This is a genomic window from Streptomyces sp. NPDC034085, from assembly GCF_055575555.1.
Map to the genome: position 1 here is coordinate 333,812 of NZ_JBVISL010000007.1, position 15,058 is coordinate 348,869.

General features: G+C 75.7%; 14 protein-coding genes. 6 read left to right on the forward strand and 8 right to left on the reverse strand.

The genetic code is table 11. The annotated features are described in order from the left end of the window. Positions 1–50: 50 nt before the first annotated feature. The 3 genes from dapF to miaA all read right to left on the reverse strand — a co-directional run bounded on the left by dapF (position 51) and on the right by miaA (position 2,673). On the reverse strand, positions 51–926 hold the full coding sequence (dapF, locus tag ACZ501_RS24685) for a diaminopimelate epimerase (protein ID WP_361603790.1): 876 nt from the start codon (positions 924–926) through the stop codon (positions 51–53). 94 nt (positions 927–1,020) lie between these two features. Continuing rightward, positions 1,021–1,623: a hypothetical protein gene (locus tag ACZ501_RS24690; RefSeq protein WP_468798175.1), complete on the reverse strand. Its 603-nt coding sequence runs from the start codon at positions 1,621–1,623 to the stop codon at positions 1,021–1,023. 111 nt (positions 1,624–1,734) lie between these two features. Continuing rightward, entirely contained in the window at positions 1,735–2,673 is a 939-nt protein-coding gene (miaA, locus tag ACZ501_RS24695) for a tRNA (adenosine(37)-N6)-dimethylallyltransferase MiaA (RefSeq protein WP_361603796.1), read from the reverse strand. A gap of 185 nt (positions 2,674–2,858) precedes the next feature. Here miaA and ACZ501_RS24700 point away from each other — a divergent pair, with 185 nt between their 5' ends. Then, positions 2,859–3,101, forward strand: coding sequence for a hypothetical protein (locus ACZ501_RS24700; protein WP_361603799.1), 243 nt, complete (start codon positions 2,859–2,861; stop codon positions 3,099–3,101). A 22-nt stretch (positions 3,102–3,123) separates the two neighbouring features. Beyond that, entirely contained in the window at positions 3,124–3,369 is a 246-nt protein-coding gene (locus tag ACZ501_RS24705) for an antitoxin (RefSeq protein ID WP_361603802.1), read from the forward strand. 88 nt (positions 3,370–3,457) lie between these two features. On the opposite strand, the gene ACZ501_RS24710 is transcribed toward ACZ501_RS24705, so the two are convergent. From ACZ501_RS24710 to ACZ501_RS24720, 3 genes are all read right to left on the reverse strand, one after another. Next, positions 3,458–4,165 (reverse strand): class III extradiol dioxygenase subunit B-like domain-containing protein, encoded by a 708-nt coding sequence (locus tag ACZ501_RS24710; protein WP_468798101.1) that lies wholly within the window; start codon positions 4,163–4,165, stop codon positions 3,458–3,460. Positions 4,166–4,199: 34 nt separating this feature from the next. After that, positions 4,200–5,702, reverse strand: coding sequence for a tRNA (N6-isopentenyl adenosine(37)-C2)-methylthiotransferase MiaB (gene miaB / locus ACZ501_RS24715; RefSeq protein ID WP_468798178.1), 1,503 nt, complete (start codon positions 5,700–5,702; stop codon positions 4,200–4,202). A gap of 248 nt (positions 5,703–5,950) precedes the next feature. Further along, positions 5,951–6,598: a maleylpyruvate isomerase family mycothiol-dependent enzyme gene (locus ACZ501_RS24720; protein WP_361603811.1), complete on the reverse strand. Its 648-nt coding sequence runs from the start codon at positions 6,596–6,598 to the stop codon at positions 5,951–5,953. Positions 6,599–6,668: 70 nt separating this feature from the next. Here ACZ501_RS24720 and ACZ501_RS24725 point away from each other — a divergent pair, with 70 nt between their 5' ends. Next, entirely contained in the window at positions 6,669–7,595 is a 927-nt protein-coding gene (locus ACZ501_RS24725; protein WP_468798104.1) for a LysR family transcriptional regulator, read from the forward strand. Between the two features lie 156 nt (positions 7,596–7,751). Continuing rightward, complete coding sequence (locus ACZ501_RS24730) at positions 7,752–8,747, forward strand: TAXI family TRAP transporter solute-binding subunit (RefSeq protein ID WP_468798107.1); 996 nt, start codon at positions 7,752–7,754, stop codon at positions 8,745–8,747. Here the strand turns inward: ACZ501_RS24730 and ACZ501_RS24735 are convergent. Continuing rightward, positions 8,737–9,687 carry an ROK family protein gene (locus ACZ501_RS24735; protein WP_468798181.1) on the reverse strand — a complete coding sequence of 317 codons (951 nt, stop codon included), beginning with the start codon at positions 9,685–9,687 and terminating at the stop codon, positions 8,737–8,739. The genes ACZ501_RS24730 and ACZ501_RS24735 overlap by 11 nt on opposite strands. A gap of 397 nt (positions 9,688–10,084) precedes the next feature. On the opposite strand from ACZ501_RS24735, the gene ACZ501_RS24740 reads away from it, so the two are divergent. Beyond that, complete coding sequence (locus ACZ501_RS24740; protein WP_468798110.1) at positions 10,085–11,329, forward strand: glycoside hydrolase 5 family protein; 1,245 nt, start codon at positions 10,085–10,087, stop codon at positions 11,327–11,329. A 192-nt stretch (positions 11,330–11,521) separates the two neighbouring features. Beyond that, positions 11,522–13,639 carry an endo-beta-N-acetylglucosaminidase gene (locus ACZ501_RS24745; RefSeq protein WP_468798113.1) on the forward strand — a complete coding sequence of 706 codons (2,118 nt, stop codon included), beginning with the start codon at positions 11,522–11,524 and terminating at the stop codon, positions 13,637–13,639. Here the strand turns inward: ACZ501_RS24745 and ACZ501_RS24750 are convergent. Continuing rightward, a complete protein-coding gene (locus ACZ501_RS24750) occupies positions 13,636–15,048 on the reverse strand; it encodes a sensor histidine kinase (RefSeq protein WP_361607266.1) in 1,413 nt (470 codons plus the stop codon). The genes ACZ501_RS24745 and ACZ501_RS24750 overlap by 4 nt on opposite strands. Positions 15,049–15,058: the final 10 nt, after the last annotated feature.

Here is a 15,058-nt window from a genome sequence, read left to right on the forward strand (position 1 = left end):
CAGTCCACCTCTCGCTCAGCGTGAAACGGATCACCCATGAGAGGGAATCTTCAGGCGAAAGCCGTTTCGGTGAGCCAGTCGGCCTCGAACTCACCGGAGGCCACGATGACGGCCGGCCCGGTCATGTCGACGCTCCCGTCGGGGTGTTCGGTGATGACGAGGGTGCCGCCGGGCAGGTCGACGGTGTACGAGACGGGCCGGCCGGTGGCCGCGGGGTCGGCCCCGTCGCGCCGGATGGCGGCGACGGCGACGGCGCAGGCGCCGGTGCCGCAGGAGCGGGTCTCGCCGGAGCCGCGCTCGTGGACGCGCATGGCGACGTGCCGGGGGCCGCGGTCGACGACGAACTCGACGTTGACCCCGGCCGGGTACGCGGACGCGGGGCTGAACGGCGGGGGGCTGTACAGGTCGCCGGCGTGGTCGAGGCTTTCGACGAACGCGACGGCGTGCGGGTTCCCCATGTTCACGTTCCGCGCGGGCCAGGAGCGCTCGCCGACGGAGACGGTGACCTCGCCCTCCGGGAGCAGGGCCCGGCCCATGGAGACGGTGACGTCCCCGCTCTTGTCGAGGTGGACCTGCTTGACGCCGCCCCGGGTGGCGACGGCGAGGTCGCCGGGCTCGGCGTGGCCGGCGTGCTGGAGGTAGCGGGCGAAGACGCGCACTCCGTTGCCGCACATCTCGGCGATGGAGCCGTCGCTGTTGCGGTAGTCCATGAACCACTCGGCCTCGTCGGCCATGTGCGCGGCCTCCGGGTGGGCCGCGGAGCGCACCACGTGCAGCACACCGTCGGCCCCGATGCCGGCCCGCCGGTCGCACAGGGCGGCGACGGCGGTCGCGGGCAGCTCGATGGCGTTGTCGGGGTCCGGGACGATCACGAAGTCGTTCTCGGTCCCGTGGCCCTTGAGGAAGGAGAGGGTGGTGTGCGTCACGCGCCCATGGTACCGAGCGGCTCGGGGCCGCGGCCTGCGGGATCAGCATGCGGTCAGGCCGCCGCGGGGGCGGTGTCGTGGCCGGTCGGCGCGGTCAGCGCAGCCGGGCCACCCGGTAGACGGCGAGTGCCACGACGGCCAGCGCGACCAGCGTGTACAGCGCGGCCATCCGCCAGTCGGGGCGGCGGCCGCTGCCGCGCGGCGGCAGCCCGGGCCAGGTGTAGCCGACGCGGCGCGCGGCCATCATGCCCCAGCCGCCCGCGCAGGAGCTGATGAGGAAGCCGAGCATGGCGACGACCGCGCCGCCGTCGCCGAACTCGAAGGCGAGGGGGAAGGCGAACATCAGGGAGCCGGCGGCGGCCAGCAGCACGATGGGGGCGATCTGCCAGATGCGCAGGCGGCGCTGCGGGCGCAGCTCGACCTCGAACTCGGGCCCGGCGGCTTCCGTGCCCGGCTCCGGCGCGTCGGGGCCGTCGGTGGTCAGGCGCGCCGGTTCGGCGGGCAGGCCGAGCCCGTCGGGGCCGGTGTCGGGTCCCGCCGCGATGGCGGGGCCGCGGCCGGAGGGCGCCGGGGCGTCCGGCATGCCGGGGCCGGCGGACGTGCCAGGATCGCCGGGTTCTCCGGGCCCGTTGTGAAGCATCGGGTCCGCTTCCTGCCTGGTGTCGTCCCGCCCGGTGTCACGAGGGCCGGCCTCCATAGCCACGCGCCCTCCCCACTCGGACTTCGTACGCCACTGTTCAGAAGTTTGATGATGGCACGGACCCGGCCCCGCGACGGGCACACGGGGCTTCCCGATGCCATCACGTGATCAGGCTGTGACCGCTCGTTCGACCAACGACTGCGCGAGTCCGGGGAGTTCCCCCCGGTCGGCGGCGGCTCCGCTGAGCCAGTGCACGCGGGGGTCGCGGCGGAACCAGGAGTCCTGGCGGCGGGCGAAGCGCTTGGTGGCCCGCACGGTCTCGGCCCTGGCCTCGTCCTCGGTGCACTCCCCCGCGAGGGCGGCCAGTACCTGCTGGTAGCCGAGTGCGCGGGAGGCGGTGACGCCCTCGCGCAGGCCCTGCGCCTCCAGGGCGCGGACCTCCTCGACCAGCCCGTCCTCCCACATGCGGTCCACGCGGCGCGCGATCCGCTCGTCGAGCTCGGGCCGGGCCACGTCGACGCCGATCTGGACGGTGTCGTAGACGGACTCGTGGCCGGGCAGGTTGGCGGTGAAGGGCTTGCCGGTGATCTCGATGACCTCCAGGGCCCGGACGATGCGACGGCCGTTGCTGGGCAGGATCGCGGCGGCCGCGGCCGGGTCGGCGGCGGCCAGGCGGGCGTGCAGGGCGCCGGGGCCGCGCAGGGTGGCCTCCTCCTCCAGCCGGGCCCGCACCTCGGGGTCGGTACCGGGGAACTCCATGGCGTCGAGCGCGCCGCGCACGTAGAGGCCGGATCCGCCGACGAGGACCGGGGTGCGGCCCTGCGCGAGCAGCGCGTCGATCTCGGCGCGGGCCAGGCGCTGGTACTCGGCGACGCTCGCGGTCTCGGTGACGTCCCAGATGTCGAGGAGGTGGTGCGGGACTCCGCCGCGCTCCTCGGTCGTCAGCTTGGCGGTGCCGATGTCCATCCCCCGGTACAGCTGCATGGAGTCGGCGTTGACGACCTCGCCGTCGAAGTGGCGGGCCAGGGCGACGCCCAGGTCGGACTTTCCGGCCGCGGTGGGACCGACGACGGCGATGACCCGCGGGGCGGGGGCTGCATTCCTCACCGACACAGTCTCGCAGCCCCCGGTCAAGACACCGTCATGTACCCGATCGGGTGAGGTGACGGGGTGGGGTCGGCGTCGTTGCCCTGAAGAGGTTCCGGCCCGGCGCGCGTCTGGCGCGCATCGGGTGGAGGCGCGTCCGGCCAGGGCGGAACTTCACCCGCACGAGTAACGTTATGGGAGTAGACATGGGCGTTTTTGACCGGATTTTTCGCCGCAAGGCCGAGGTAGCGACCGAACAGGCCGCCGCCGAGACCGCGACGGCGGAGACGCTGGAGACGGAGACCGACTCGGCCGCGCAGGCCGAGGAGGCCGGCGAAGCCGGGACGGCGGCGGCCGGGGCCCCCGCGGCGGAGGCCGTGGAGATCCCCAAGCAGCAGTCGGCGGAGGCGGCCGCGGACAGCGAGACCGGTGAGGGCGCCCGTACCTAGTCACGCCACTGGAAGGTGCCCCATGGGGTTCATGGACAATCTGAAGGCCAAGCTCGCTCCCGCGAAGGAGAAGGTCGGCGGCCTCGCGCAGCAGCACGAGGGCAGGATCGGCGAGGGCCTCGACAAGGTCGCCAAGGTCGTGGACTCCAAGACCCATGGCAAGTACAGCGAGCGGATCACCACCGGCACGGACAAGGCGAAGGGCGCCCTGGGCAAGATCGCCCACAAGGACACCCCCGGCGGGACGACGCCGCCGGCCGCGACCTGACCCTGAGGCGTCACCGCGCGGGGCGCGGGACCGGACGGTCCCGCGCCCCTTCGCCGTGTGCGCGTAGGGGCACCCCCGCCACGGCTCGCTAGGACCAGGCGGCGACGAAGTACCCGACCCCGTACGGGGCGTCCTCGTACAGCAGCCGGCCGTCCAGGCCCGCGCCTTCCGCGGCCCCGGCGAGCACCTGCCAGGGAGCCCGCCCGGCGGCCAGCAGCTCGGCGGCCAGTACGGGGTCCAGCGCGGCCAGCGCCCCGGTGTCGGCCGCGCCCAGGGCCCGTCCGGCGGCGGCGTCGAAGGCGGCGGCCCGCTCGTCCAGGTAGCCGGGGGCCTTCAGGGTCCGGCAGGCGCTGCCGTCGCCCATGACGAGCAGCGCGACGCGTTCCGCCCGCGCGGCGGTCTCCCGGCCGGCCAGCAGGCACCGCTCGGTCTCCAGCGGCTCGGCCACCGCGAGCCCCTCGACGGGGGCGGCGCCCCACCGGGCCCGGTCCAGCAGCCAGGCGCCCACCGCCAGGGAGGCGGGCAGCGGCCGCGGCACCTCCTCGCCGTCCCCGAGCCGGACCTCGGTGGCGGCCCCGAAGCCGTGGAAGCTCCCGCGGGAGCCCGGCGGGTAGGTGCCCTGCCGGCCGGCGTCGCCGGACCCGACCACGACGAGCAGGTCCGGGCGGGCGGCGGCGAGCACGGCCAGCGCGTCGGAGCAGGCGGTGCGGGCGGCGTCGAGTTCGGCGGCGGCGCCCGCGGCGACCTCCGGCACGAGGAGCGGCGGGGCGGGGCAGACGGCGGCGGCTACGAGCATGATCCGCAGCCTAGCCGCCCCCGGTGGCCCGCGGTCAGTCGATCGCGCAGCCCGAGGCGGCCACCGGCAGCGGCGCCGGGACGCCGAGGGTGGGGATGCCGAGCATGACGCCCGGCGGCTGGGCCGGGGCGGCGTTGCGCTTCTCCCAGGCGTCGCCGGCCCGGGTGCGGCGTACGGCCTGCGTGGGGCCCTCGGCCAGCAGGTGGTGCGGGGCCGCGTAGGTGATCTCGACGGTCACCACGTCGCCGGGACGGACGTCCTCGTCGGGCTTGGTGAAGTGCACGAGGCGGTTGTCGGGGGCGCGGCCGGACAGGCGGGCGGTGGCGCCGTCCTTGCGGCCCTCGCCCTCGGCGACCATCACCTCCAGGGTGCGGCCGACCTGCTTCTTGTTCTCCTCCCAGGAGATCTCCTCCTGGAGGGCTACCAGGCGCATGTAGCGGTCCTGGACGACCTCCTTGGGGATCTGCCCGTCCATCTCCGCGGCCGGGGTGCCGGGGCGCTTGGAGTACTGGAAGGTGAAGGCGTTGGCGAAGCGGGCCTCGCGCACCACGTGCATCGTCTGCTGGAAGTCCTCCTCCGTCTCGCCGGGGAAGCCCACGATGATGTCGGTGGAGATCGCGGCGTGCGGGATCGCGGCGCGGACCTTCTCGATGATGCCGAGGAACCGGTCCTGCCGGTAGGAGCGGCGCATCGCCTTCAGGATCGGGTCCGAACCGGACTGCAGCGGCATGTGCAGCTGGGGCATCACGTTCGGGGTCTCGGCCATGGCGGCGATCACGTCGTCGGTGAAGTCGCGGGGGTGCGGGGAGGTGAAGCGGACCCGCTCCAGGCCCTCGATCCCGCCGCAGGCGCGCAGCAGCTTGCTGAAGGCCTCGCGGTCGCCCAGGTCCGAGCCGTAGGCGTTGACGTTCTGGCCGAGCAGGGTGATCTCCGAGACGCCCTCGGCGACCAGGGCCTCCACCTCGGCGAGGATGTCGCCGGGGCGGCGGTCCTCCTCCTTGCCGCGCAGCGCCGGGACGATGCAGAAGGTGCAGGTGTTGTTGCAGCCGACGGAGATCGAGACCCAGGCGGCGTACGCGGACTCGCGGCGGGTCGGCAGCGTGGAGGGGAAGGCCTCCAGCGACTCGGCGATCTCGATCTGGGCCTCCTCCTGGACGCGGGCGCGCTCCAGGAGGACGGGCAGCTTGCCGATGTTGTGCGTGCCGAAGACGACGTCGACCCAGGGCGCCTTCTTGACGATGGTGTCGCGGTCCTTCTGGGCCAGGCAGCCGCCGACGGCGATCTGCATGCCGGGGCGCTTCGTCTTCATCGGGGCGAGCCGGCCGAGGTTGCCGTACAGCTTGTTGTCGGCGTTCTCGCGGACGGCGCAGGTGTTGAACACGACGACGTCGGCGTCGCCGTCGGAGCCCTCGGGCGCGCGGACGTAGCCCGCGTCCTCCAGCAGACCGGAGAGCCGCTCGGAGTCGTGCACGTTCATCTGGCACCCGTAGGTGCGCACCTCGTAGCTCCTTGGAACGGCTACCTCGTGCTCGTGCATCTCGTCCACTGCTCCACCCTGGCCTGCGCTGCTCATGCAACAAGGGTAAGGGTGCTCTCCGGGGCGTTCCGTCGCGCGGCCGGATCAGGACCGGGGCACATGAGGAGGTGCGTCTGCGTGCCCTTCCGGGCGGCCCCGCCGCGACCTGCGTTCTTGCGGTGGGCGACCAGTGTGTAGACGCCTTCCGTGAGGAGCCGGCGACGGCAGTCCTTTGGGGTCCGCTGCCGGGCTCCGGTCGCTGTTGCTGGTCATGCCACGAGGGTGGGCGGTACCGGAGAGCCCTCCGGTCCCCCGTGCAGCCTGCCCGCCGGGAGGCGGCGGCCGAAGAGCACGAGCAGCAGGTCCTGCGCCTGGCCGTGGACCGGGGTGCCGTTGCCGTAGGACCAGTCGAGGTCGTCGGCGTGGAGCCGGACGCCGGTCAGGTCCGCGCCGAAGAAGCGCAGGCCGCGCGGGGTGACGGCGTCCAGCAGGGGGCGCAGCCGGTCCTCGGGGACGCGTCGCGGGTGGCCGAGGGCGACGGTGATGTCGAGGCCGTGCACGACGTCGTGGCCGAGCCCCGCGGTGGGACCGCCCGCCGGGGGCTTCCAGGAGTGGTGGGCGTTCTCCCGCAGCAGGGCGGCGAGTTCGTTCGGGGTGAAGGCGGCGGCGTCGCGGCGGGCGGCGCGGTCGGTCATCCGGTGCAGGTTCCCGCGGTTCCTGAGCAGCTGGGCGGCGAAGCCGGCCAGGGAGGTGCGGAAGCCGAGGGACATGTGGGCGGCCACCTCGCGGACGCTCCAGCCGGCGCAGAGCGAGGGGGCGTCCCACTGGGCGGGGGTGAGGGAGTCGAGTACGTCGGCCAGCTCGCGGCGCTCGGCGGCGGTGGCGGCGGCCAGGGGCGTGAGGGCGGTTCGGCTCATGCACCCAGCGTCCGGGGACCGCGGGCATAAGTCCAAGAGCGGGACCTTCTGCGATCTAGAATCCGCGGTTATGGAGCTGGCCCAGTTGCGGTACCTCGTGGCGGTGGTGGAGGAGGGCGGGTTCACCCGGGCCGCGGAGCGGCTGCACGTGTCCCAGCCGGGCGTGAGCGCGCAGGTCAAGCAGCTGGAGCGGGAGCTGGGGCAGCGGCTGCTGGACCGCTCGGGGCGGCGGGTCGCGCCGACGGAGGCGGGCGAGGCGGTCCTCGCGTACGCGCGGGCCGCGCTGGCGGCGGTGGAGGGCGTGCGGCGGACCGCCGACGAGTTCTCCGGACTGCTGCGGGGGCGGGTCGCCCTCGGGCTGATCCCGGGGGCGGCGTCGGCGGCGGTGGGCGCGGTGGACGTGGTGGGGCTGCTCGGGGACTTCCACGACGCCCACCCCCAGGTGGAGATCTCGCTCACCGAGGACACCTCGGAGCGGATGCTGGCGGCGCTGCGGCGCGGGGAGCTGGACCTGGCGGTGGTCGGGCTGGGCGGCGAGCCGCCCGCGGGGGTCGGCGTACGGGTGGTGCTGGACGAACCCCTCGTCGCGGCGGTCCGCGCCGACGACCCCCTCGTGCGGTCCGCGGTGGACGGCCGGATCCCGCTGGCCGCGCTGCGCGGGCGGGCGCTGATCGCCCTGCCGCGCGGGACGGGGCTGCGGGGGGTGCTGGAGCGGGCCTGCGCGGAGGCCGGTTTCGCGCCCCGGGTGGACTTCGAGGCGGCCGCGCCGGGGGTGCTGGCCCGGCTGGCTGCGCGGGGGCTGGGGGTGGCGGTGGTCCCGGCCGGCGCGGAGTCGGCGGGCGGGCCCGGGCTGCGGGCGCTGCGGATCACCGGCCCGGAGCTGAGCGGGCGGGTCGCGCTGGCCTGGCGCACCGACGCCCCGCCCACCCCGGCGGCCCGCCGCCTCCTGACCCGCTTCCACGCGGCCCTGGCCCCCCCCGGGGGGGGCGGGCCGTAGGGGGTGACGACGGGCCCCCTGCCGGTGCGTGACCCGCTTCACCCGGCCCTGGCCCCCGCGGGGGGCGGCGGGGCGTAGGGGGTGACGACCCGGTGCCGGCCGGGGCTGTGGCGGCGGGCCGTGACAGGGGCGGGGGGCGGGTGGGAGGATCCCGGCATGCCCCTCGTACCCCCTCGTCTCAGCCGGCGCCGCCTCATGCTGGGCCTGGCCGCCGTGCTGGTCGTGCTCGGCGGGCTGCTGTGGTGGCCCAAGCCCTTCGGGGAGCCCGGGCTCAAGGGTGAGCTGACCTTCAGCACGGGGGTGCGTACCGGCGTCTACCACCGCTACGGCCAGCTGCTGGAGCAGGCCCTCGCCCAGGACATGCCCGAGGTGAAGGTCCGCCTGGAGACCAGCGAGGGCTCACAGCAGAACCTCCAGCGGGTCGCCGCCGGGGTGGCGGACTTCACGGTGGCGACGGCGGACGCGGTCGGCAAGTACCGGGCCGACGGGAAGCCGGGCGCCGACCGGCTGCGCGGCTGCGCGCGGCTCTACGACGACTACGTCCAGCTGGTGGTGCCCGCCGGGTCGCCGGTGCAGTCGGCCCGGGACCTGCGGGGCAAGCGGGTCGCGGTCGGCCAGGACGGCTCCGGGGTCCGGCTGGTCTCCGACCGGCTGCTGACGGCGGCCAAGCTGAACCCGCGCACGGACATCACCGCCGTCGCGATCGGCATCGACACCATGCCCGCGGAGCTGGAGGCGGGCCGGATCGACGCCTTCTTCTGGTCCGGCGGGCTCCCGACCAACGCCGTGCGCGAGCTGTCGGAGCGCTTCGACATCCGGCTGGTCCAGCTGGGCGACCTGGTCGAGCCCCTCCAGGCCAACGGCAGCCCGGCGCGGTACTACCGCCCGGCGGTGATGCCGCAGGACGCGTACGCGCGGGCCCGCAACACCTCGGCGGTGGCCACCCTCGCCGTTCCGAACCTGCTCGTGACCCGCGAGGACACCGGCGCGGAGCTGACGGAGCAGTTCACCCGGACGGTGATCGCGAGCCGCGACCGGATCGGGCACCAGGTGCACGCGGCGCAGCTGGTGGACCTGCGGACGGCGATCTACACGGACCCGCTGGACCTGCACGAGGGGGCCCGGCGGTACTACCGCTCGGTCAAGCCGTAGCGGGGCCGCCGTTCCCGGCGGGCAGCAGCATCATCGCGGCGGCGGCCGCGCCGATCAGCCCGGCGTGGGTGCCGAGGGCGGCCGGGACGACCCGGAGGTCCCTGACGAAGGACAGGGCCGCGTACGCGTCCAGGTGCCGCCGGATCGGCTCGAAGAGGATGTCCCCGCTCGCGGCGACCCCGCCCCCGATGACCGCGATGTCGGTCTCCACGAGGGTGGCGGTGCCCGCGATGGCCGCGGCCAGGGCGCGCCCGGCGCGGTCGAAGGCGGCCAGGGCCACCGGGTCGCCGGCTTCGGCGGAGGCGGCGACGCCCGCGGCCGTGGGGTCGGGGCCGGTCCAGCCCTGGGCGAGGGCCCAGCGGGCGATGGCGGTGCCCGACGCGAGGGACTCGACGCATCCGTGGCCTCCGCAGACGCACCGCTCGCCGTCGAACGCGACGCTGATGTGGCCGATGTGACCGGCGTTGCCGGTGGGGCCGGGGTGCAGCTGGTTGTTCAGGATCAGACCGCCCCCGACCCCCGTGGAAACCACCATGCACAGGGCGTTGGCGTGCCCCTGGGCGGCTCCCAGCCAGTGCTCGGCGGCGGTCATGGCCACGCCGTCGCCGGCCAGGACGGTCGGGATCCGGGCTCCCCGGGCGCTCAGCTCGGCGGCGACCCGCTCCTGGACGGGGTAGTCGCGCCAGGCCCCGATGTTGACCGGGCTGACGGTGCCCCGGGAGGTGTCCACCGGGCCCGCGCTGCCGATGCCGCACCGGACGGCCTGCTCCCACTGGGGGGCCCGCGCCAGTTCGGCGACGACCTCGCGGACCGCCGCCATGACCCCGTCGGCGTCCGTCCCGCGCGGGGTCGGGCGCCGGGTCACCGCGGTCATCGCGCCGTCGGGGTGGACCAGCGCCCCGGCGATCTTCGTGCCGCCGATGTCGATCGCCACGGTCAGGCCGGCGACGGCTGCCGCCGCGGCGGTGCGCGGCGTGGGGAGGGCTGAGGCGGGGGTCGTCACGGTGGCGCTCCTGCGAAGGGGTCGGTTTTCAGTATGCGGCCGGCGGCGGGGCGGTACTCCCGCGGGGTTCCGGCCGGGCGGCGCCGGCACACCCGCCGCAGAAGGCGCGGACACCCCCGAGGCCGGACCGTACGGGATCGCGTCGCTCTCCGGCGGTCCGCTCCCGCGGCCGGCCGTGGCCGCCGCCCGCCCCCTCTGCTGCCCGGGCCGGGCCGCCCGCGTACCACCGCGGTGGAAATCCGGCCGCCCCGCCGCGGGCCCTGTTGACTCCGCCGCGCCCGGCCCGGCAGGTTGACCGGCGTCCGGCGCCTTCCCCACCTCCCCGGGACCCTCCATGCAGCGCGCCCCCCGCACCCTGCGCTTCGGCGTCAACTACACCCCGTCACGGGGCTGGTTCCACCACTGGCTCGACTTCGACCTCGGCGAGGCCGGGGCCGATCTCGACTCGATCGCCGCGCTCGGCCTGGACCACGTACGGGTGTTCCCGCTGTGGCCGCTCTTCCAGCCCAACCGCACGCTGATCCGGCCGCGCGCCGTCGAGCAGCTCGTCTCGCTCGCCGACGCGGCCGCCGCGCGCGGCCTGGACGTCGTCGTGGACGGCCTCCAGGGGCACCTGTCGAGCTTCGACTTCCTGCCCGCCTGGACCCGCACCTGGCACCGGCGGAACCTCTTCACCGACCCGGAGGTGGTGGCCGGGCAGGAGGAGTACCTGCGCACCCTCGCCGCCGCCCTCGCCGACCGGCCGAACTTCCTGGGGATGACCGTCGGCAACGAGGTCGACCAGTTCTCCGGCCCCCCGCACCCCGACCCGGACCGCATCACCCCCGAGCAGGCCGGCCACTGGCTGGAGCGGATGCTCGCCGCCTGCGAGCGGGGCGCACCGGGGCGCCTGCACGTGCACGCCGCGTACGACGCCGCCTGGTACCGGGACGGGCACCCGTTCACCCCGGCCCATGCGGCCCGGCTGGGCGCGGCCACCGTCCTGCACTCGTGGGTGTTCAACGGCACCGCGCAGCGCCACGGGCCCACCGGGACGGCGACCGAGCAGCACGCCGCGTACCTGATCGAGCTGTCCAAGGCCTGGGCGCCGGATCCGCGGCGGCCGGTCTGGCTCCAGGAGATCGGGGCGCCGGCGCCGCTGATCGCGCCGGAGCGGGCCGCGCGGTTCACGGGGGCGACGCTGGCGGCCGCGCTCGACTGCCCCGGCCTGTGGGGGGTGACGTGGTGGTGCTCGCACGACGTGTCCCGGGAGCTCGCGGACTTCCCGGAGCTGGAGTACGGCCTCGGCCTGCTCACCAACGACCGCCGCACCAAGCCCGCCGGGACCGTCCTGGCCCGCGTCGCGGCGGCGTGGCGCGACCGCGAGCACCGCCCGCCCGTACGGTCCAGCGCGCTCGTGCTGGACGAGGCCCAGGGCCGCTCGGCATGCGCCCCGGGCGGCACCTTCTTCGAGGCCTGGGCCTCCCTGACGGCCCAGGGCGCCCGCCCGGCGGTGATCCTCGCGGACCACGCCGAGGACGCGGCGCGGCTGTCGGCGCGGGGGATCACGGAGGTCCTCCGCGTCCAGGACGTCCGGTAACACCGGCGCAGCCGCCCTCCGGCACCGCCTCCGGCGCCCGCGGCAGGCGTCCACCGCACGCGCGCCACCGCACCCGCCGACCGCGCCGCCCACCGAGCCCGCCCACCGAGCCCCGTGCAGCAGCGCCGCCCCCGTTCCACGCCCGAGCCCCCCCGTACGGTTCCCGTCCGACCCGCCACCCGAGGAGCCCCGATGCCCGAGACCGGCGATGGCCCCGATCCCCGTACCCCCGACGCCCGTTCACGCCCCTCCCGGCGCACCGTCCTGGCCCTGGCCGCCGCCGGGGCGGGGGCGGCCGCCGCGCTGCCCGCGGCCACCCCCGCGCGGGCCGCCGCCCCCGCCGCACCCCCGGCCGGCCTGGCGCCGTACGCCTCCTACTGGTTCCCCGACTCGCTCCCCGAGGGCGCCCCCGGCCCGGGCGTCGTCTGGCGCTCGCTCAGGCACTGGACGCCCGAGTCTGACCCGGACCTCGCCCACAACACGGCGACCGTGCCGCTCGCCCCGCGTTTCACCCCGGTGCCGGTGACCCGGGAAGCCCGCGCGGGCCAGGCCCGGATCGCCGCGCTCGTCTCCTTCGGGCCGACCTCCCGCAACCCGTCCCAGGGTTCCGCGGGCGCCGACCACTACGCGCTGACTCACTGGGCGTACCTCGACGAGCTGGTGTTCTGGGGCGGCTCGGCCGCGGAGGGCATCGTGCTGGCCCCGAACGCGCCCGTGGTCGACGCCGCCCACCGCAACGGCGTCCGGGTGCTGGGCAACGTGTTCCTGCCGCCCGTCGCCTACGGCGGCGACCTCCAATGGACGCGGGACCTGGTGCGCCAGGAGGCCGGCGGCCGGTTCCCGGTCGCGGAGCAGCTGGTCCGGGTGGCGCTGGCGTACGGCTTCGACGGCTGGTTCGTCAACGCCGAGACGGACGGCGGCGACAGCGCCCTCGCCACCCGGATGCGGGCGTTCCTGCGGGCGCTGCGGGCGGCGGGCGCACCGCACGGGCTGCGCATCACCTGGTACGACGCCATGAACTGCACGGGGAGGGTCGGCTGGCAGGGCGCCCTGAACGCGCTCAACCAGGAGTTCTTCGAGGACCGTTCGGGCCGGGTCGCCGACACCGTGTTCGTGGACTTCCGCTGGACGGCGGACACGCTCGCCGACTCCGGCGCCCTCGCCGACCGCCTCGGCCGCAGCCGCCACGAGCTGTGGGCGGCGGTGGACGTGGAGGCCAAGGGCTGGGACTCGGAGGTGCGTTGGGACGCGATCGTGCCGCGCGGGCGCGACCACGTCGTCAGCCTCGGCCTCTACCGGCCGGAGTGGACCCGCAACCACCTGGAGGACCGCTCCCCCGGGGCCTTCCACCGCGCCGACGACCGGTTCTGGACGGGCGCCTCCCTGGACCCGGCCCGTCCCGGGCCACCCGGGCCCGGCTGGCGGGCCCCGGCCGCGTTCACGGCCGACCGCTCCACCGTCACCGGGCTCCCCTTCGGCTGCTCCTTCAACACCGGGCACGGGCTGCGCTGGTACGAGGGGGGTGCGGTCACCTCCGAGGAGCCCTGGAACCACCTCGCGCTCCAGGACCGGCTTCCGGGGCGGCGCTGGGTGGTGGACACCGCCGGGGCGCGCCCCGCGGTGACCCTGGACTTCGAGGACGCCTGGCGCGGGGGTTCCAGCCTGCTGGTGGCGGGCGCCCTGACCGCGCCCGCCGCCGTCGGCCTGCACGCGACGCGGCTGCCGCTGACCGGCGGGGCCGTCGCGGAGCTGGTCCACGCGAGCGGTGCGGGGCCGGTCGACGTCGAGCTGGGCGTCGCCGTCCGCGAGCCGGCCGCCCCCGGCGCGCCGGTGCCGTACACCTGGCTGGCGGCCGGGACGGCGGGCGCCGGCCGGGGCTGGCGGACCTCCCGCGTCCCCCTCGCGCCGCTGGCCGGGAGGACCGCGTACGCCCTTGCCGTACGGATCACCGCGCGCGGGAAGGCGGCGGTGTCCTGGCGGCTCGGGGCCCTGACGGTACGCGACACCACCGCCCGGCGGCCCCCGGCCCGGCCCGCGCACCTGGGGGTGGAGGCCTGCGCCCGGCAGGGCGACGGGGTCGAACTGCGCCTGCGCTGGGCCCGGGCAGCCGGGCCGGTCCGGCACTACGAGCTGTACCGCCGCCTCCCCGACGGCACCCGCCGCTTCCTGGCCGGCACCTGCGCCGCCGCCCTCCACGTGCCCTCCGTCACCCGCGCCGGCGGGGAGCGCGCGGCGCTCTTCGAGCTGCGGACGGTGGACGAGACGTACGCCGTCTCGGCGCCGGCCCGAACCTACTTGCCCTGGGTTTAGGCGCCGTGGGGGTCGGTGCGGGGTACCGACACGGTCACCCGCAGCCCGTGCGGCGGGTTCGTCTCGTAGGAGAGGGATCCGCCGCCCGAGGCGAGCAGGGCGCGGGAGATGGACAGGCCCAGGCCGGAGCCCTTCACGTTCTGGTGGCGGCCGCTGCGCCAGAAGCGGTCGCCGACGCGCAGCAGTTCCTCTTCCGTCAGGCCGGGCCCCCGGTCGGCGACGACGACGAGCGCGCTGCGTCCCTCGGCGGAGACGGAGACCACGACCTCCTCGCCGGCGGGGGTGAACTTCAGGGCGTTGTCGATCACCGCGTCGAGCGCGCTGGACAGGGCGATGGGGTCGGCCCAGCCGGTGACGGCGGAGCGGCCCGCCTCGGTGAGCCGTACGCCCTTCTCCTCGGCGTAGGACCGCCAGGCGGCGACCCGTTCGGCGGCGAGCTCCCCGATGTCGGTGAGGCTGATCTCGGCGGAGGCGTGCTCGGCCAGCGCCAGGTCCAGCAGGTCGTCGAGGACCTGGGCGAGGCGTTTGCCCTCGGTGCGCACGGAGGCGATCTCCTCGTTCCCCTCGGGGAGTTCGAGGGCGAGGAGTTCGATGCGCAGGAGCAGCGCGGCGAGCGGATTGCGCAGTTGGTGGGAGGCGTCCGCGACGAACGCCCGCTGCTGCTCCAGGACCTCTTCGACGTTGTCGGCCATCTCGTTGAACGAGCGGGCCAGGCGTCTGAGTTCCGGCGGGCCGCCCGCCGCGGCGACGCGGGAGTTCATCCGGCCGGTGGCGATGCCGTGGGCGGCGGCGTCCAGGGTGCGGACGGGCTTGAGCACCCAGCTGGTCAGGCGCAGGGCGGCGCCGAAGGCGAGCAGCATGGCGGCGGCGAGACCGGCGGCGATGACGAGCCAGCCGCGCAGGATCCGGCCGCGCATCTGGTCGGTGGGTGATTCGGTGGCGACGACGGCGACCACGTCCCCGTCGAGGACGACCGGGGAGACGACGAGGAGTTTGCCGCTGGTCTGCCAGGGCCAGACCTGGCCGGGGTCGTGGCTGCGCCGGCCGGCGAGGGCCTCGTCGAAAGCCCGCCGGCCCTCCCCGGACTCCGGCAGCTGCCACCAGCCGGGGGCCCGCACCATGGCGTTGTCGTCGCGGTAGAAGATGCCGGCGCGGATGCCGTACAGCTCCTGGTAGCGGGCGAGTTCGAGCTGGAGGGTCTCGCGGCGCTCGTCGGCGCCGGTGTCTCCGGAGCCTTCGGCGTCGATGACGAACTGGGCGAGGGCGGCGAAGCGGGCGCTGTCGTCGATGCGGTCGACCACCACCCGCTGCTGCTGGGCGGCGGCGAGGCTGACGGCGAGCGGGAGGCCGAGCGCGATCAGCACGCCCGCCATCAGGACGACCAGGAGCGGGAGGAGCCGGGTGCGCACGGCGGGGTCC